Annotated in this window: 11 protein-coding genes; 6 read left to right on the top strand and 5 right to left on the bottom strand. The window is 74.4% G+C overall.

The features are described 5' to 3' along the window. The first annotated feature begins 242 nt into the window (after window positions 1-242). Complete coding sequence (locus ACFP1Z_RS08820; RefSeq protein ID WP_390315361.1) at window positions 243-779, top strand: HNH endonuclease; 537 nt, start codon at window positions 243-245, stop codon at window positions 777-779. A gap of 180 nt (window positions 780-959) precedes the next feature. On the opposite strand, the gene ACFP1Z_RS08815 is transcribed toward ACFP1Z_RS08820, so the two are convergent. Beyond that, the gene (locus ACFP1Z_RS08815) at window positions 960-4,160 is read right to left on the bottom strand and encodes a beta-N-acetylglucosaminidase domain-containing protein (RefSeq protein ID WP_390315360.1); all 3,201 of its coding nucleotides are present in this window, start codon (window positions 4,158-4,160) and stop codon (window positions 960-962) included. 303 nt (window positions 4,161-4,463) lie between these two features. Between ACFP1Z_RS08815 and malQ the strand changes: the two genes are divergently transcribed. Together malQ and ACFP1Z_RS08805 are read left to right on the top strand one after the other, a co-directional pair. Continuing rightward, window positions 4,464-6,659 carry a 4-alpha-glucanotransferase gene (malQ, locus tag ACFP1Z_RS08810; protein ID WP_390315359.1) on the top strand — a complete coding sequence of 732 codons (2,196 nt, stop codon included), beginning with the start codon at window positions 4,464-4,466 and terminating at the stop codon, window positions 6,657-6,659. Window positions 6,660-6,715: 56 nt separating this feature from the next. Next, complete coding sequence (locus ACFP1Z_RS08805) at window positions 6,716-6,979, top strand: hypothetical protein (RefSeq protein ID WP_390315538.1); 264 nt, start codon at window positions 6,716-6,718, stop codon at window positions 6,977-6,979. A gap of 161 nt (window positions 6,980-7,140) precedes the next feature. On the opposite strand, the gene pepN (ACFP1Z_RS08800) is transcribed toward ACFP1Z_RS08805, so the two are convergent. Both pepN (ACFP1Z_RS08800) and ACFP1Z_RS08795 read right to left on the bottom strand, forming a co-directional pair. Beyond that, a complete protein-coding gene (gene pepN, locus ACFP1Z_RS08800) occupies window positions 7,141-9,714 on the bottom strand; it encodes an aminopeptidase N (RefSeq protein ID WP_390315357.1) in 2,574 nt (857 codons plus the stop codon). A gap of 155 nt (window positions 9,715-9,869) precedes the next feature. Then, window positions 9,870-10,898: an aspartate-semialdehyde dehydrogenase gene (locus tag ACFP1Z_RS08795; RefSeq protein ID WP_390315356.1), complete on the bottom strand. Its 1,029-nt coding sequence runs from the start codon at window positions 10,896-10,898 to the stop codon at window positions 9,870-9,872. Between the two features lie 650 nt (window positions 10,899-11,548). Between ACFP1Z_RS08795 and ACFP1Z_RS08790 the strand changes: the two genes are divergently transcribed. Then, window positions 11,549-13,345: a TIGR03767 family metallophosphoesterase gene (locus tag ACFP1Z_RS08790; RefSeq protein ID WP_390315354.1), complete on the top strand. Its 1,797-nt coding sequence runs from the start codon at window positions 11,549-11,551 to the stop codon at window positions 13,343-13,345. Between the two features lie 25 nt (window positions 13,346-13,370). Here the strand turns inward: ACFP1Z_RS08790 and ACFP1Z_RS08785 are convergent, their stop codons facing one another. Together ACFP1Z_RS08785 and pepN (ACFP1Z_RS08780) are read right to left on the bottom strand one after the other, a co-directional pair. Next, window positions 13,371-14,414: a hypothetical protein gene (locus ACFP1Z_RS08785; protein ID WP_390315353.1), complete on the bottom strand. Its 1,044-nt coding sequence runs from the start codon at window positions 14,412-14,414 to the stop codon at window positions 13,371-13,373. A gap of 118 nt (window positions 14,415-14,532) precedes the next feature. Beyond that, entirely contained in the window at window positions 14,533-17,118 is a 2,586-nt protein-coding gene (gene pepN, locus ACFP1Z_RS08780) for an aminopeptidase N (RefSeq protein WP_390315352.1), read from the bottom strand. A gap of 124 nt (window positions 17,119-17,242) precedes the next feature. On the opposite strand from pepN (ACFP1Z_RS08780), the gene ACFP1Z_RS08775 reads away from it, so the two are divergent. Together ACFP1Z_RS08775 and ACFP1Z_RS08770 are read left to right on the top strand one after the other, a co-directional pair. After that, window positions 17,243-17,902: a mycothiol-dependent nitroreductase Rv2466c family protein gene (locus ACFP1Z_RS08775; RefSeq protein ID WP_390315536.1), complete on the top strand. Its 660-nt coding sequence runs from the start codon at window positions 17,243-17,245 to the stop codon at window positions 17,900-17,902. A gap of 141 nt (window positions 17,903-18,043) precedes the next feature. Then, the gene (locus ACFP1Z_RS08770; protein ID WP_390315351.1) at window positions 18,044-18,670 is read left to right on the top strand and encodes a hypothetical protein; all 627 of its coding nucleotides are present in this window, start codon (window positions 18,044-18,046) and stop codon (window positions 18,668-18,670) included. Window positions 18,671-18,679 lie beyond the last annotated feature (9 nt).

The following is an 18,679-nucleotide window of genomic DNA, read 5'->3' as shown; positions in this document are numbered from 1 at the left end:
GTACACACGCCCGCGCCGGACGAGAGGCGTGGGCAGACCCACCACACTAACGGGGCAGCCGGGTTCTTCCGTTGCTGTGTTCGAGATGGGGCGGGTCTTGCGCGGGGGATGAACACAGTGTGTTCCAAAACACCCGAGACCCGTTACCCGGTGATGGTGGCGTTCCTGCCAGGGGCCGGGGGACACTTGCAGGAGATCGTCCCGGCGCGAGCCACGCGCCGCCGGCGTACAAGGAGGCACCCGTGCCGCATGTCCTGGTCCTCAACGCGTCGTACGAGCCGCTCGGCGTCGTACCGCTCCGCCGCGCGCTCATACTCGTCCTCAACGAGAAGGCCATCAGCCTGGAGGACACGGGCGCCTATCTGCACAGCGCGTCCTGCACGATCCCCGCACCGAGTGTCGTCCGGCTCAAACGGTTCGTCCGGGTGCCCTTTCGCGGCCCTGTCCCGCTCACCCGCCGTGCCCTGTTCGCCAGGGACGGCGGGCGCTGCGCGTACTGCGGTGGTGTCGCAACCAGCGTCGACCACGTCGTCCCGCGCAGCCGCGGCGGCCAGCACGCCTGGGAGAACGTGGTGGCGGCCTGCCGCCGCTGCAATCACGTCAAGGCCGACCGCCATGTCGCGGAGCTGGGGTGGCGGCTGCGGCACCAGCCCGCGCCGCCCACCGGGCTGGCCTGGCGCATCATCGGCACGGGGCACAGGGACCCGCGCTGGCTGCCCTACCTGGAGGCGTTCGGCGCCGAGGACGCGATGGCCCGGATCGACGGCATCTCCGCCTGAGCCGGCCTCTCTGCCCGAGCCGGCGTCTCCGCCTGAGCCGGTGTCTCCGCTCGGGCCGGCGTCTCCGCCCGAGCCGACGTCTCGGCCTGAGCCGGCGTCTCCGCCCGGGCCGGCCGGGCCGTTCCGCTCGCCGTCCCCCCTGCCGGGCCGGTGGCCCGGCGCGGCGGCCGGGCGGGGCCGTCACGGGGTCCTGGCCGGATCCTGTGCCGCCTCCTGCACGGCGTAGGCCTCGACCTCGCTCAGCGAGTAGCCGGCGTCGCCCGCCCGCTTCTCGCCCTGGATCCGTACGAACCGGGTGTCGGGCGCGTCCATGCGCACGGTCTCGGTGCCGCCCTCGCCGCTCCGCACGGCCGCCGCCTCGCGCCAGGTCCGCCCGTCGGGGGAGACCTGGATCCGGTAGCGGGCGGCGTACGCCTCCTGCCAGTGCAGCACCACGCGGCCCAGCCGCACCGGGCGCCCCAGGTCCATCTGCCACCAGGCGGTGTCGTCGGCCTTGGCGGACCAGCGGGTCTCCGCGTCGCCGTCCACGGCCGCCGCGGCCGGGAAGCGCCGGCTCTCGTCGCCCGAGGAGCTCGCCCGCGCGCCGCGGGCCAGGTCCGGGCCGCCGGCGGGCGGGTAGGCGGCGACGGTCAGCGTCCGCTCCTGGTCGCCGAGCCGCACCGGCACCGTGAAGGTACGGGCCCGGCCGCCGGCCGGCACCGCGAGCTCGACCCGGGCCGTGCCCACGCCGCCGCGCGGCACGGCCAGCTCCGCCGGGGCGCTGACCCTGACGCCCTCGGGCGCCGTCACCGTGAGCTTCTCGCGGACGGGCTCCGGCCGCCGGTTGACCATGCGCAGGCCGACGGCGGCGGGCCGCCCGCCCAGTTCCGCCTCCGCCCGGTCCCGCGAGAGCTCCAGCTCGGCGGAGGGGGTGTCGGCGAACCACGGGGCGATCTCGTGCACGGGCGGGGGCGTGGAGCCCGGCGCCCACACCAGGCGCAGCGCGTCGGCCCGTACGCCCCTGCCCGCCGCCTGTGTCCAGCCGCTGTCCGACAGCGTGCCGAGCGGCTGCCAGCCCGCCGACACGTCGTGCGCCTCGACCGTGCCGCGCACCGGCGCTCCGGGCGCGGTGAGCACGGTGACGGCGGTCAGCGGGTGCGTCCCGGGCAGTCGTACGGTCAGCGGGCCCGCGCCCGCCGCCGGGGTCAGCGCGGTGGCCGGGTCGCCGTCGGTGGCCGGGCCCGCGGTGCGCAGCGGGCGGTTCACGCCCGTCCAGCCGTCGGCGCGGGCGAGCGCCTGGTCGAGGAACGGGCCGAGCACGCCCTTGCCGACCGTCGCCGGGCCGGCGCCGATGACCTTGCGCAGCCGCAGCACGTCGAGCTGGGCCCGCCAGCCCTCGGCACCGTCCCCGCGCGCCTGCGCGGTGAGCATGTCCACGGCGCGGGAGCCGGCCTCGCCGTAGCGGCCGAGCTGCTCCAGCCAGGGACGTACCTCGTCGCCGTCGAAGACGCGGGCGAGGTGCTGCGGGGCCTCGCGCATCGTGCGGAAGGCGGCGCGCAGCCGTTCGGCGGCCGCGTCCAGGCGGCCGTCCGTGCCGGACGTGCCGGACGAGCCGGCGAGCGCGGTCCAGAAGTCGTCCAACAGCGGCCGCAGATAGGCGGATTCGTCGCCGCCGAGCATGGAGGAGGCGTCGTTGCCGGCCAGGGCGCGCAGCGCCTCGCGGGCCGCCGCGTCGCCGCCCGCGAGGTCGGCGAGCGCGGCCTCCCAGGACTCGTCGGGGCGGTAACCCTTGGGGTTCCAGGCGTAGTCGGCGGTGGTGAACAGCGGGATGCGGGACGCGGTCGGCTGTTCCGCCGCGTTGGCCAGCAGCGCGGCGGAGGCCGTGGCGACGGCGGGCTCGCGGCCGGTGTACGGGCCGAGGAAGACGCGGTCCTGGGCGAAGTCGTTGACCGGGTAGTTGTCCATCGTCACCAGCGGGTGCCCGAACGCCGCGCGCGCGTCGGACAGTTCACCGCCGGTGATGGTCCTCGGCACCACCCCGACACCGGTCCACGCGACCTCCACGCGCCGGTCCAGGGCCTGCGCGAGCGCGCGCCGGAAGGCCGTGCGCCCGTCCTGGAAGTACTCGGTGGGCAGCAGCGACAGGGGCGCCGCCTCCGGGCCCTTGGCGGCCAGGTGCGCGGCGAGCGCCCCCGCGACCCTCGCCTGGGCCTTCGCCGCCGCCTCGGGGCCGGAGCCGAAGGTGTCCCGGTCGGCCCCGCAGTGCCACTCGCTGTAGCTCACGTCCTGGAACTGCAGTTGGAAGGCGCGCACGCCCAGCGCCCACATGGCGTCGACCTTGCGCTTGAGGGCCCGTACGTCGTCGCCGGAGGAGAAGCACATCGCCTGGCCCGGCGCCACCGCCCAGCCGAGCACGACGTGGTTGCGGCGGGCGCGCTCGGCCAGTTCGCGGAACTCCTCGCGCTGCGCGGCCGGGTAGGGGGCGCGCCAGCGGGCCTGCCGGTAGGGGTCGTCGCCGGGCGCGTACAGATAGCGGTTGAGCTTGGTGCGGCCCATGAAGTCCAGCTGTGCGAGCCGCTGTTCGCGGCTCCACGGCTCCCCGTAGAAGCCCTCGGTGATGCCCCGCACCACCGTGCCGGGCCAGTCGCGCACCACCGCGCCGGCGAAGGCGCGGCCGCCGTCGCGGGCCGTCGCGAGCTGCCGCAGCGTCTGCGTGGCGTGGAAGAGCCCGTCGCTCCCGCTGCCGGCCAGGGCCACGGTGGGGCGGTCGGCGATCCGGCCGGTGGCCAGCCGGTAACCGCCGGAGGGGAGGTCACCGGCCACCGGGGCGCCCAGCATGCGCAGCGCGCCCTCGGCGCCCTGCCCGCCCGCGTAGACGATCAGCCCGTCCGTGGGCGGGGTGCCGCCGGGGGCGGCGTCGACGACCGTACGGGCGCCCAGCCCGCGCAGCAGTTCGCGCAGGGCCCGCAGCGTGTACTGGTCGGTGCCCGGGTCCGACATGAGTGTGACCTGCGGGGTGACGGGGGCGTACGGGCCCTGGGCGCGGGCGCTCTGCGGGCGCGGCCACACCGGTGGCAGCGCGCCCTCGCTCTCCCGGTCGGGGGCGGAGGCCGTCGGTCCCGGGTCGGGGGTGGCCGCGGCCTCGGGAGCCGTGCCCAGCAGCCCGCCGAGGAGGGCGGCGGCCAGCACGGTGACCCCGGCCCGGCGGGGGCCGCGCAGGAAGGCGCGGCCGGTGCCCCGGCCGGTGGGGGAGGAGGACGGCCGGCCGTCGCCCGCGGCCTCGTCCGGGCCGCTTCGCCGGTCGTCGCGCATGGTGGTGATCCCGTGTGAGGAGTTGCTGCCCTGGAACCGCACGGCCGTCTCCTCGTCCTGATGTGGCGTCGGGGACGTTCCCTGGGGCATCGCCCTGGTCATCGCCCGGTCAACGCCCCGCATATGGCCCTGGATACAGCCCCGGTGGGCACCGACCCCACCATCAGCGGCTTGACGTGTCAACGCACGTGACCGATGTGCCTGTATTGCCCGGCGCGTCGATCGTCTGTCCTGCCCCCTTCCCCCGGACGGCGGAAGGGGTGCCGCGCCGCTTCCCCGCCGCGTAAGGTGACCGCAGTCATGTCCTGCGGCCGCCCCCCGCCCGTGGCCGGGCGGACGGCGCGGCGCGGACGTGACGCACCGCCGATCCCGGGAGGGCCGTGTGGCCGCGCCATGAACACGGGTACGGACAGCAAGGACAAAGGGGACGGCAGAGGCGCGGCAGGCCGCGCGGAGCGGGCCCGGCTCGCCGCCCTGCACGGCGTCGCCACCTCCTACGAGCCCGCCCCCGGCCGCACCGTCGAGGTGTCCGAGGACACCGTCGTCGCCGTCCTCGCCGCGCTCGGCGTCGACGCCTCCACACCGCGGGCCGTCCAGCGGGCCCTCGCCGAAGGGGCGTTGACGGAGCGGCAGCGGCTGCTGCCGCCGACCGTCGTCCTGCGCGCGGCACCCGGCCGGCCGCCGCGCGCCGCCCGCCCGCTCCCCGCCCTCCCCGAGGGAAGCCGACTGCACGTCAGGACCGAGGACGGCCGCACACTGCCCTGGGACGGCGCCGCGCTCCGCACCGGCGCCGACGGCGCGCGCGGCGCGCACGACGGTGAACTCCCGCTGGGCCGCCACCTGTTGCACGCCCACGCCCCCGACGGCCGCACGGCCGCCGTCCCCCTGATCGTCGCCCCGGAACGGCTGCCCGCGCTCCCCGGCCGCGCCCACGGCTTCCTCGTGCAGCTGTACTCCCTGCTGTCCGCCCGCTCCTGGGGCATGGGCGACCTCGGCGACCTGGCCGAGCTCGCCGCCTGGTCAGGGCGGGCCTTCGGCGCGGACTTCGTCCAGGTCAACCCGCTGCACGCGGCCGTGCCCGGCGGCGGCCCGGGCGGCAGCACCGACCCGTCCCCGTACCGGCCCTCCTCCCGCCGCTTCCCCGACCCGGTCCATCTGCGCATCGAGGACGTCCCCGAGTACGCGTGCCTGACCGGCGCCGCCCGCCGCAGCGCCGAGCGCCTGCTCGCCCGCGCCACCGCCCTGCGCGAGCACGTGCTGCGCGGCGGCGGGCTCATCGACCGCGACGCGGTGTGGGAACTGAAGCTGCGCGCCCTGGAGCTGGTGCGCGCCGTGCCGCTGGGCCCCGGCCGGCGCGCCGCGTACGCCGCGTTCCTCGCCGAGCAGGGCCAGGCCCTCGACGACCACTCCACCTGGTGCGCGCTCGCCGAGGTGCACGGCCCGGACTGGCGCGCCTGGCCCGGCGCCCTCAAGGACCCCCGCTCGGCCCGCACCGCGCGCGCCCGCGCCGAACTCCTCGACCGCGTCGACTTCCACTGCTGGCTCGCCTGGCTCACCGACCAGCAGCTCGCCGCCGCCCAGCGGGCCGCCCGCGAGGCCGGCATGCGCGTCGGCCTCGTCCACGACCTGGCCGTCGGCGTGCACCCGTGCGGCGCCGACGCCTGGGCGCAGCAGGACGCGCTCGCCGCCGGCATGTCCGTCGGCGCGCCCCCCGACGCCTTCAGCCCCCACGGCCAGGACTGGGGCCTGCCGCCCTGGCGCCCCGACGCCCTGCGGGCCGGCGGCTACGGCCCGTACCGCGATCTGCTGCGCGCGGCCCTGCGGCACGCGGGCGCCCTGCGCGTCGACCATGTGATGGGCCTGTTCCGGCTGTGGTGGGTGCCCGAGGGCAGCCCGCCGGACCGGGGTACGTACGTGCGCTACGACCCGGAGGCCATGCTCGGCGTCCTCGCGCTGGAGGCCCACCGCGCCGGTGCCGCCGTCGTCGGCGAGGACCTGGGCACCGTCGAGCCCGGGGTGCGCGAGACGCTCGCCGAGCGGGGCGTGCTGGGCACCTCGGTGCTGTGGTTCGAGAGGGACTACGCCAAGGAGCGGGCGGCCCCCGGCCGCGCCGAGCCGCTGCCGCCCGAGCGCTGGCGCGCCGACTGCCTGGCCACCGCCACCACCCACGACCTGCCCAGCACCGCCGCCCGGCTCAGCGGCGAGCACGTCGCCCTGCGCCACCGGCTGGGCCTGCTGGCCCGGCCGCTCGCCGAGGAGCGGCGCGAGGACGCCCGCGAGGTCGCCCAGTGGCTCGCGTTCTTCGGCCGGCTGGGGCTGCTGCCGGAGGGGCCCTCGGAGGAGGAGGCCGCCGTACGGGCCGTGCACCGCTATCTGCTGCGCACCCCGGCCCGGATGATCGGCGTGTGGCTGCCCGACACGGTCGGCGACCGGCGGCCGCAGAACCTGCCCGGCACCTGCGACCAGTACCCGAACTGGCGGCTGCCCGTCGCGGACGCCGCCGGCCGGCCGATGGCCCTGGAGCAGCTGGCCGCCTCGCCCCGGCTGCACGCCCTGATGCGGCTGCTGGCCAGGGACGGAGCGGTGTAGGGTACCCCGCGCGCGCGGGCCCCCGGGGGGTCGGATAGCTTGAGTGTGTGAGCAAGATGAACAAGAACGCTGTGCGTGCCGGCGCCATCGCCACGGGGACGATGCTGATGCTGCTGATGTCGTCCCCGGCGTTCGCGGTCACCCGCGACGACGGTGACGACCCGGGCCCGGGCCTGAGCCTGATCCAGACGCTCGGCCTCTTCGTCGCCGCGCCCATCGTGCTGTTCCTGGTGATCACCGGACTGGTCATGGTCCTGGCGCGCAAGGGCGACAACAAGCACACCCACGACACGCACTACAAGCGCGCGGCCGCGCGCTGACGCGTGCCCGACCCGGTACGGGACCGCCCCGGACCGGGTCCGCACCCCGACATGGCGTGAGGGCCGGTATCGACTGATACCGGCCCTCACGCCGTGTCGGGAGCGGGCGGGCCGCGCCGCGAACCCCTCAAGGCCCGCGGCGCCCGCCGTACCGTCAACCCTCAGGCGGCAGCCGCCCGCGCGTCCGCCGCCTGGGCCTTCAGCGCGCGCTCGATGCCCGCGCGGGACTCCAGGACCAGCCGGCGCAGGGCCGGGTTCGGGTCGGTCTTCGTGATCCAGGTGTCGGTGGCGTCCAGGGTCTCCCGCGAGACCAGCAGCGCCGGGTAGAGACCCACCGCGATCTGCTGGGCCATCTCGTGGCTGCGGCTGTCCCAGACGTCCTTGACGACCGCGAAGTACTTCTCGCCGTAGGGGGCGAGCAGCTCGCGCTGGTCGGTCTGGACGAAGCCGCCGATGACGGCCTCCTGCACCGCGTTCGGCAGCCGGTCGGACTCCACGACCGACGCCCACGCCGCGGCCTTGGCCTGCGGCGTCGGCCGCGCGGCGCGGGCGGCCTCCGCGTGCCGCTCACCGGCCGCCGTGCGGTCCCGCTCCAGCTCGGCGGCGATCTCCGCCTCGTCCGCGCGGCCGGTGGCCGCGAGCCGCTCGACGAACGCCCAGCGCAGCTCGGTGTCGACGGCCAGGCCCTTGATGGTGCGCGTGCCGTCCAGCAGGGCCGCGAGCAGGTCCAGCTGCGCGTCGGTGCGGGCGGTGGCCGCGAAGGCGCGGGCCCAGGCGAGCTGGTGGTCGCTGCCCGGCTCGGCCATGTGCAGCCGCTCCAGCGCCGCCTCCGTCCACATGGCCAGGCCCGTCGCGCGCCACTCGGGCGCCGCGTACAGGTCGAGGGCGAGCTTGACCTGGCGCTGCAGGGACTGCACGACGCCGATGTCGGACTCCTTGTCGATGCCGGAGAGCACCAGGTCCAGGTAGTCGCGGGTGGCCAGCTCGCCGTCGCGGGTCATGTCCCAGGCGGAGGCCCAGCACAGGGCGCGCGGCAGGGACTCGGTGAAGTCGCCCAGGTGCGCGGTGACCGTGGCCAGCGACTCGGCGTCCAGGCGGACCTTCGCGTACGACAGGTCGTCGTCGTTGAGCAGGATCACCGACGGGCGCGTCCTGCCCACCAGGGCCTGGACGGGGGTGAGTTCGCCGTCGACGTCCAGCTCGATCCGCTCGGTGCGCACCAGGCGGCCGTCCTGCAGCTCGTACGCGCCGACCGCGATGCGGTGCGGGCGCAGCGTGGCCGCTCCCTTGGCGCCGGCGGGCAGCGCGGGGGCCTCCTGGCGGATCGCGAAGGAGAGGACGGTGCCTTCGGCGTCCGTCTCGATCTCGGGGCGCAGCACGTTGATGCCGGCGGTCTCCAGCCACGCCTTCGACCAGGTCTTCAGGTCGCGGCCGGAGGTCTCCTCCAGGGCGCCGAGCAGATCGGTCAGACGGGTGTTGCCCCAGGCGTGCTTCTTGAAGTACGCCTGGACGCCCTGGAAGAAGGCGTCCTCGCCGACGTAGGCGACGAGCTGCTTGAGGACGGAGGCGCCCTTGGCGTAGGTGATGCCGTCGAAGTTGACCAGGACGTCGTCCAGGTCCCCGATCTCGGCCATGATCGGGTGGGTGGAGGGCAGCTGGTCCTGCCGGTAGGCCCACGTCTTCATGGAGTTGGCGAAGGTGGTCCAGGAGTGGGGCCACTTCGAGCCGGGGGCGGCGGCCTGGCAGGCGATGGAGGTGTAGGTGGCGAACGACTCGTTCAGCCACAGGTCGTTCCACCACTCCATGGTGACGAGGTCGCCGAACCACATGTGGGCCAGCTCGTGCAGGATCGTCTCGGCCCGCACCTCGTAGGCCGCGTCCGTCACCTTCGAGCGGAAGACGTACTGGTCGCGGATGGTGACCGCGCCCGCGTTCTCCATCGCGCCCGCGTTGAACTCCGGGACGAAGAGCTGGTCGTACTTGGCGAAGGGGTAGGCGTGGTCGAACTTCTCCTGGAACCAGTCGAAGCCCTGCCGGGTCACCTCGAAGATCGCGTCGGCGTCGAGGAACTCCGCGAGGGAGGGCCGGCAGTACAGGCCCAGCGGCACCGTGCGCCCGTCCTTCTCGTAGCTGCTGTGGACGCTGTGGTACGGGCCGACGATCAGCGCCGTGACGTAGGTCGAGATGCGCGGCGTCGGCTCGAAGCGCCAGACTCCCGCCTGCGGCTCCGGCGTCGGCGAGTTGGAGATCACCGTCCAGCCCTCGGGGGCCCTGACGGTGAAGCGGAACGAGGCTTTCAGGTCGGGCTGTTCGAAGGAGGCGAAGACGCGGCGCGCGTCCGGCACCTCGAACTGCGTGTACAGATAGGCCTGCTGGTCCACCGGGTCGACGAACCGGTGCAGTCCCTCACCGGAGTTGGTGTACGCGCAGTCCGCGACGACCTTCAGCTCGTTGGCCCCGGCCGCGAGGCCCCGCAGCGCGATCCGGCTGTCGGCGAAGACCTCGGCCGGCTCCAGCGCCGTCCCGTTGAGGACCACCTCGCGCACCGCCGGCGCCACCAGATCGATGAACGTCTCCGCGCCGGCCTCGGCCGACTCGAACCGCACGACGGTCTCGGAGCGGTACGTACCCCCCTCCTGGGCCCCGGAGAGATCGAGGTCGATCTCGTAGGAGTCGACCGTCAGCAGCGCGGCGCGCCGCTGCGCCTCCTCGCGGGTCAGGTTCGTTCCAGGCACCTGGCATCTCCTTGGCATCGTGGCTTTCCGGCCATCCTTCCACGGCCCGCCCTCCCGCCGCCCGGGGGATTTCGCCGCGTCCGCACGGCCGGGGGACGGCCAGGGGCCGGACACCTGCCCGGTGTCCGGCCCCTGCGCGTTCATGTACGCCGTGGTCAGCCCTGGAGCTCGGCCGCCACCAGCTCCGCGATCTGCACCGCGTTGAGCGCGGCGCCCTTGCGGAGGTTGTCGTTGGACAGGAACAGCGCCAGTCCGTGCTCGACGGTCTCGTCGACGCGGATGCGGCCCACGTACGAGGCGTCCTTGCCGGCCGCCTGCAGCGGGGTGGGGATCTCCGACAGCTCGACGCCGGGCGCCTCCCCCAGCAGCTCGTAGGCGCGCGCCACGCTCAGCGGGCGGGCGAAGCGGGCGTTGACCTGGAGGGAGTGCCCGGAGAAGACCGGCACGCGCACGCAGGTGCCCGACACCTTCAGCTCCGGGATCTCCAGGATCTTGCGGGACTCGTGGCGGAGCTTCTGCTCCTCGTCGGTCTCGAAGCTGCCGTCGTCGACGATCGCGCCGGCCATCGGCAGCACGTTGAAGGCGATGGCGCGCTGGTAGACGGCGGGCTCGGGGAAGGGGACGGCCTCGCCGTCGTGGGTCAGCTCGGTGGCCCGCCCGGCGACCGCGCGCACCTGGCCGTCGAGCTCGGCGACGCCGGCCAGGCCGGAGCCGGAGACGGCCTGGTAGGTGGTGGCGACCAGGGCGGTCAGGCCCGCTTCCTCGTGCAGCGGCTTGAGGACGGGCATCGCGGCCATCGTGGTGCAGTTCGGGTTGGCGATGATCCCCTTGGGGCGGTGGGCGACCGCGTGCGGGTTGACCTCGGAGACCACGAGCGGGACCTCGGGGTCGCGGCGCCAGGCCGAGGAGTTGTCGATCACGACGGCGCCCTGGGCGGCGACCTTCTCCGCGAGCGCCTTCGAGGTGGCGCCGCCGGCGGAGAAGAGCACGATGTCCAGGTCCGAGTAGTCCGCGGTCGCGGCGTCCTCGACGGTGATCTCCCGGCCCTCCCAGGGCAGTGTCGACCCGGCGGAGCGCGCCGAGGCGAACAGGCGCAGCTCGCTCACGGGGAACTTGCGCTCCGCGAGGATCCCGCGCATGACTCCGCCGACCTGACCGGTGGCTCCGACGATTCCGATCCGCACGAGGGCTCCCTACTCACGAACTCACGACACTCACGAACTCACGACAGTACGCAACGCACGACAGAACGCGCGACAGTACGTATGTCACGACAGTACGTATGTCCAGATACGCCTGACCTGGTTGAACGGTTCCCATCATGGGGGGCTGCCAGGGGCGGATGTCCAATCCGTTTCCCCGGGCGCCCACGGAGCGGACGGTCACCCGGGGTGCGGGCCCGGCTGCGCCCTGTGAAAGCGGCCCGTCGGCAGGCGAGTTGACGCGTGGCGCTGCGATGGCGTAAACCCGCCACGCGCGGCGCCGGGCGGCGCGGAGCGCCCCACCGCCCGGTGGCCGCCGGTGTTCCCGCAGCTCAGCGCGGATCGGAGGGGGTGGCGCGCGTGATCGGCAGGACGGCGCCCGGCCGTGGCCCGCGCTTCCCCCTGCGGGTGAACGCTGAGTGAGCGTCAGTGCACCAGGGGACGAGTGGTGTGTGTCCGTTCGCAATCGCCATGATCCATGTGCGGTGATCGGCGGCGGCCGTTGCGGCCGTGTTCACGCCCAGGTCACCCCCGCTGCCAACCATCCTCTGTGACGGGGCCGGCCAGGGAAGAACCCGTGTCCGCGCCGCAGTCGCCGGCCCGCCCTTCGCGTTCGCACTCGGGAGTCCGCTATGTACCGCAGATCTGACGGAACAGCAGCAACGAGCCTCGACCGCCGCCGGTTCCTGACAGCGGCGGGCGCGGTGACCACCGCCACCGGCATCAGCCTGGCCCTGGGCACCGAGGCCGTGGCCGACGGCCCCCTCCCCGGCGCCGCGGGCGACGGGGCGGCGGCGGGCGCGGCGGCCGGCGGCGGCCGGGTACGGGCCTCGGCGACGGCGGGCGGCGCGGGCGTACGGGCGAGCGCCGGGACGGGCTCCCGGCAGCCCACGGGCGAGGGCACCACGCTGGTCTCCGTCGCCGCCCCGCGCGGTACCAGCGGCTACCGCAGGCTCGGCGACGGCCCCGGCTGGCCCCGGCAGGTGCGCGGCGAACTGGCCGCCGCCAAGGACGGGCGCGAGGACCGCCGCTCCACGCTCGCCTGCTTCGTGCAGTTCACCGATCTGCATCTGACGGACGTACAGCACCCGCTGCGCTACGAGTTCTTCCGCGCCGGGGACACCGGCGCCTGGCGGCAGCACGAGGCACTCACGCTGCCCGGCGTGGTCTCCCTCATCGAGCGCGTCAACAGGCTGCGGTACGGGCCGGTGACGGGGGAGCCGTTCTCCTTCGTCATCACCACGGGCGACAACGGCGACGAGAACGCGCGGATCGAGCTGGAGTGGTTCCTCACCGCCCTCAGCGGCGGCCGCATGGACCCCAACACCGGCGACCCGCGCCACTACGAGGGCGTCCAGAACAGCGGTCTGAAGCTCTTCTGGCACCCCGACAGCGCCCTGCGCGACCAGGACAAGGCGCGCGGCTTCCCGCGCCTCGACGGCTATCTCGCCGCCGCGATCCGCCGCGTGCACAGCCCGGGCCTGGCGGTCCCCTGGTTCTCCACCTACGGCAACCACGACCTGCTCTCCGGCGGCTGCTACCCGGCGGCGGGCACCTTCATCGAGGAGGTCGCCGTCGGCGACCGCAAACTCCAGGTCATCCCCGCCGCGCAGGCCAAGTGGCTCATGGAGGGCGAGGGCCGGGGCGCCGACCCCAAGGGGGACCGCATCAAGGCGGTGCTCAAGGAGCACGCCAAGGAGATGCGCAAGATCACCGCCGACGAGCGCCGGGTCCCGCTGACCATGGAGCAGTACCTCACCGCCCACCTCGACCCCAAGTACGCCGGGCGCGGCCCCGTCGGCCACGGCTACACCCAGGACAACCTCGACTCCGAGACGCTCTACTACGCCTTCCCGATCTCCGATCAGGTCATCGGCATCAGCCTGGACTCCACCGACCCCGGCGGCCACTACCAGGGCTCCCTGGGCACCGCCCAACTCTCCTGGCTGGAGCAGACACTGACGGAGTACCAGGACAAGTACGCGCTCGTCTTCAGCCACCACCCGAGCTGGAGCATGGACAACCTCACCCCCGACCCCACCCACCCCGGCGAGGGGCGGCACGACGGCAATGAGCTGATCTCCGTCCTGCAGCGCCACTCCAACGTCCTGGCCTGGATCAACGGCCACAGCCACCGCAACCGCATCCGCCCGCGCGGCACCTTCTGGGAGGTGGCGACCGCCTCGCACATCGACTATCCGCAGCTCGCGCGCATCATCGAGATCACCGACAACCACGACGGGACGATCTCGCTGTTCGCGACCCTGATCGAGTCCGCGGCCCCCTACCGCACCGACTTCTCCGACCTGTCCCAGACCGGGCTCGCCTCCCTCTACCGCGAGCTGGCCTTCAACTCGCCCGGCCTGGACGCCTCCCTCAGCGGTTCCGCGACCGACCGCAACACCGAGCTGCTGCTGCCCCGGCGCTGAGCACCGCCGGGCGGCGGCGCCGGCCTCACCGGGGCAGGGCGATGACGTAGGCGGCGGGGTCGCGGTCGTCCGAGGCCATCAGGGCGGTGCGGACGACCGTGGCCTGCTGCTCGGGCGTCTCGCGCAGCTTCTTCGGGGTGATGTGCACGACGGTCAGGCCGATCCGCTCCAAGTGCTCGCGCTTGCGGGCCTGTTCGCTCCAGACCGTCTCCTCGTCCTGGCGGGGGGTGCGCGCGTCGATCTCCACGACCACGCCGTGCTCGGGCCAGAACGCGTCCACCGAGCCGAGCCGGGGGCCGCCGGGCAGCCGCAGGTCCACGTTCCACAGCGGCACCGGCAGCCCGTGCTCGCGCACCAGGTCGTACAGCCGGCCCTCGGCGATGGAGCGGCCCTCGGCGAGGAGGGTGTCGACGGCGTCGACGACGTGCGCCCGGCCCAGCAGCCGGGCCCGGCTCAACTCGCGGACGAGCGCGGTGGGTTCGCAGTGCCCGCCGCGCACGGCCTCGGTCAGCAGCCGGCGGACGGCGCGGGCGTCGGTCAGCTGCGCGACGGTGTCGGCGACGGCGCGGGCCACCGGCGCCACGGGGAAGCCGGTGAGCAGGCCCGGCTGCGGCAGCACGTGGCCGCGCACGACCCGCGCGAAACCGGTCGAGCGCAGCCGGCGGGTGCGCGGGACGAGGACGTCGATGTGGTCGAGGGAGAGCAGCGGCGGCACGGAGGTGAAGCGGTGCAGGGCCAGCGCGGCCGGTCCGGTGACCATCGCCTCGCCGTACGGGCCGGCGGCGGCCCGGCGGGCGGCGTCGGTGGCCGTGGCGGGCCCCGGGCCGGCCGTGCGCGGCACGGTGTACAGCAGCGCGGCGTGCAGCCGCTCCTCGCTGGTGGCCGGCCCGGTGCGCAGCAGGTACACGCCGGGCAGCAGCTGCTGCCAGGGCCCGCCGGGGCGGCAGCGCTCGGCGAGGAGGGCCGACGTCACGCCGTGCTCCCGCAGCTGACGGGAGGTCAGGACGCGGTGGCGGACGTCGGAGAGGTGGTGCAGCGGGCGGGGCGAGAGCGGGGTTTCAGGGTTCATGACTCGGCCATTCCCGTGCCCCGCCCGCGCCAAGACCGCTGTTACAGGCTCGTCGACAAACCCGGACAACGTCCCTTTAAGGGGCGGGAGTTCGGGCGTCGAAAGGGGATCCGTGGGCCTAGGCGTCGCGGGACTGCGCGCGCAGTGCCCGGGCCAGGTCGTCGCGGGACTCCAGCACCAGCCGGCGCAGCGCCGGGGCGGCGTCCTCGTGTGCCGCGAGCCAGGTGTCGGTGGCCTCCAGCGTGGCCGGGTCGTCCTGGAGCATCGGGAACAGCCCGCGCACCACGGCCATGCCGGTCTCGATCGACCGCTCCCGCCACACCCGCTCGACCGCCTCGAAGTAGCGCGGCGCGAACGGCGCCAGCAGCTGCCGCTGCCCGGGCTGCCCGAAGCCCGAGATGGTCGCCTCCACCAGGGCGTTGGAGAGCCGGTCGGACTCCACGACGTCCGCCCACGCCGCGGCCTTGACCGCGGCGTCGGGCCGGGCCGCCAGCGCGCGCACCTGGTGCCGCTCGCCGGAGGCGGTGTTGTCCCGGGCCCGCTCGGCGGCGATCGCGCTCTCGTCGGCGGCTCCCTGCGCGGCCAGCGCCACCAGCAGGGACCAGCGCAGCTCCTGGTCCACGTCCAGCCCGTCGACCTTCGCGGAGCCGTCGAGCAGCCCGCGCAGCAGCCGCAGCTCCTGCTCGTCGGTCGCGGACTCCGCGAAGAACCGCGCCCACGCCAACTGGTGGTCGCTGCCGGGAGCCGCCTGCCGCAGCTCCCGCAGCGCGCACTCGGCGAGCAGCCGCCCGCCGGCCTCCCGCCGGGCGGGGGCCGAGTAGTGCGTCAGCGCCGCGCGCGCCCACGTCTGCACCATCTGCAGCACGCCGATGTCGCTCTCCGCGCCCGCGAACCGGTCCGCCAGGTCCAGGAAGTCGCGGGCCGGCATCAGCCCGTCGCGTGTGAGGTTCCACAGCGCGGACCAGCACAGGGCCCGGGCGAGGGGGTCGGTGAGCTCGCCCAGGTGCCCGCGCAGCGTCCGCAGGGAGACCTCGTCGAAGCGGACCTTGCAGTAGGTGAGGTCCTCGTCGTTGACCAGCACCAGCTCCGGGCGCTCGGCCCCGGCGAGTTCGGGGACGACCGTACGGGCGCCGGTGACATCGGTCTCGGTGCGCGCGTACCGCACCAGGGCGCCGTCCTCCTCGCGCCGCCGGTACAGGCCGACGGCCACCCGGTGCGGCCGCAGCCGCGGGTGCCCCGCGTCGGCCTCCTGCACCACGGCGAGCTCGGTGATCCGGCCCGCCGCGTCACAGGTGAGCTGCGGGGTGAGGGAGTTGACGCCCGCGGTCTGCAGCCAGGAACGGGACCAGGCGGCCATGTCGCGGCCGGAGGTCTCGGCCAGCACCGACAGCAGGTCCTCCAGGGTGGTGTTGCCGTAGGCGTGGCGCTTGAAGTAGCGCCGCGCGCCCTCCAGGAACGCCTCCCGGCCCACGTAGGCGACCAGTTGCTTGAGGACGGAGGCACCCTTGGCGTAGGTGATGCCGTCGAAGTTGAGCTTGGCGTCCTCCAGGTCGTGGATGTCGGCGGTGACCGGGTGCGTGGACGGCAGCTGGTCGGCGCGGTACGCCCAGGACTTGCGCCGGTTGGCGAAGGTGATCCACGCGGAGGCGAAGCGCGTGGCCTCCACCTGGGAGAAGGAGCCCATGAAGTCGGCGAACGACTCCTTCAGCCACAGGTCGTCCCACCAGCGCATGGTCACCAGGTCGCCGAACCACATGTGCGCCATCTCGTGCAGGATCACATTCGCGCGCCGCTCGTGGTCCGCCTCGGTGACCTTGCCGCGGAAGACGAACTCCTCGCGGAAGGTGACGCAGCCCGGGTTCTCCATCGCGCCGAGGTTGTACTCCGGCACGAACGCCTGGTCGTACTTGCCGAACGGGTAGGGGTAGTCGAAGTGCTCGTGGAAGAAGTCCAGCCCCTGCTTGGTGACCTCGAAGACGTTCTCCGGGTCGAAGTGCCGGGCGAGCCCCTTGCGGCACAGCGCCCCCAGCGGGATCTCCAGGCTCGAACCGTCCGGCAGCGTACGGCTGTAGTGGTCGCGGACCACGTGGTACGGGCCGGCGACGACGGCCGTGATGTAGGTCGAGATGCGCTGAGTCGGGGCGAAGCGCCACACGGCCGCGCCCCCGCCCACCGGCTCCGGCTCGCCCTCGCGCGCGCCGTTGCTGATGACCGTCCACTCCTGGGGCGCGGTCACCGAGAAGGTGAACGGGGCCTTGAGATCGGGCTGTTCGAAGTTGGCGAAGACGCGGCGCGCGTCCGCCGGCTCGTACTGCGTGTAGAGGTAGACCTCGCCGTCCTCGGGGTCGACGAAGCGGTGCAGGCCCTCGCCGGTGCGGCTGTACGCGCACTGGGCGTCGACGGTCAGCACGTTCTCGGCGGCGAGCGAGGGCAGCGCGATGCGGGTGCCGTCGAAGACGTCCGCCGGATCGAGCTTCTCGCCGTTGAGGGTCACGGCGGTGACGGAGGGCGCCACCAGGTCCGCGAAGCTCGCGGCCCCCGGCTCGGCGCAGCGGAAGCGGAGCGTCGTCACCGAGCGGAACGTGCGCTCGCGCGGCCCCGGACCCACCGCTGACCGCAGGTCGAGCGCCACCTCGCAGGCGTCCACCGTCAGCAGCCGGGCCCGCTCGCGGGCCTCCTCACGGGTCAGGTTCTCACCGGGCACAGGGGCTCCCTCGTCACGTCGGTCTCGGATCGCGGAACTCCAGGAATCATGGCACGGGGCACTTTGTTGAACGGGCACGCACTCAACCGGTGCGATCCCGCCGAACGAGGAGATTCCCGTGGCACTGCCGGACAAGACGCAGCCGGAGAGAACGGAGCGGATCCAGGCCGACTTCTGGTTCGACCCGTTGTGCCCGTGGGCCTGGATGACCTCCCGCTGGATGCTGGAGGTCGAGAAGGTACGGCCGGTGTCCGTGCGCTGGCACGTGATGAGCCTGGCCGTGCTCAACGAGAACAAGCTGGAGGAACTGCCCGAGCGGTACCGCGAGCGCATGGCCTCGGGGAAGACCTGGGCCCCGGTGCGCATCTGCGTCGCGGCCGCGCAGAAGCACGGCGAGGCCGTGCTCGGCCCGCTGTACACCGCGCTCGGCACCCGCATCCACAACCAGGGCCTGCCGCAGGAGCGCGCGACCTTCGTCGCCGCCCTGGAGGAGGCCGGCCTGCCCGCCGAACTCGCGGACGCCGCGCAGTCCGACGCCTTCGACGAGGTGCTGCGCGCCTCCCACCGCGAGGGCATCGAGAAGGTCGGCGAGGACGTCGGCACCCCGATCATCGCGGTGCCCGGCGCGGACGGCGCCGAGGTCGCCTTCTTCGGCCCGGTCGTCACCCCCGCCCCCAAGGGCGAGGCGGCCGCCCGGCTGTGGGACGGCACCCTGCTGGTCGCCTCGACGCCGGGCTTCTTCGAGATCAAGCGGACCCGGACGCAGGGGCCGGTCTTCGACTGAGACCGGCCGGCGGGAAGGCGCGGGGTCGGCCGGCGGGAAGCCGCGGGGCCGGACGGCGGGGGCTCCAACGGCGGGGCTGCGGGTCCCTTCGGCGGGTCCCTTCGACGGGCGGGGCCGATATCTGTCCCTTATCGTCCCGGTATGGGGCATACCGACCTCTCCCGGCCGCTCGGCCGCGACGGCGGCTGGGCGGAGGCGGAGCCGCCGTGCGGCAACGCCTCCTTCGCGGAGCTGCCGGCGCGGCCGTACGACCTGCTGACCCTCGCGGTGTGCCGCGCCCTGCCGCCGCTGTGGTCACTGCTCGGGCTGCGCCGCGCGGCCGGCGCGCTGCGGCACTACCTGGGGGCCACCGGCGCCCCCTACCGCGTCGACGCCGAGGAACTGCTCGCGCTGCCCGCCCTGCGGGCGGCCGTCGACGGGCAGCTGGCGCGCTGGCGTACCGAGGCCCTGGAGCGCTGGCGCTCCGGTCCCGGCACCCCGGCCGCGTACCCGGCGGACAGCGGCTGGCGCGACTTCCTGTTCACCCGGCACGTCAGCACCGACTGGTGGCTGGCGCTGCGCTGTGCCGAGTTCCGGCTGACGGGTACGGTCCGGGTGGCCGCCGGGGGCACCACGGCCGTCGACTATCGTTTCGCGGTGCACAAGGGCTGGAACTTCGACCGGGGCAAGTCGGAGTGCGGGGTGCCCTTCGCCCCGTTCGCCCGGCTCCACGAGACCGGCCTGGCACGGGAGTTCACCGTCAGCGGCGAGGCGTTCGGCCACGCGTGAGCGCTGAGG

It is taken from the genome of Streptomyces gamaensis, assembly GCF_042656465.1.
Classification (GTDB): Bacteria; Actinomycetota; Actinomycetes; order Streptomycetales; family Streptomycetaceae; genus Streptomyces; species Streptomyces gamaensis.
The sequence above is the reverse complement of the archived record's forward strand: the minus strand, read 5'-3'. Positions and strand labels throughout refer to the sequence as shown.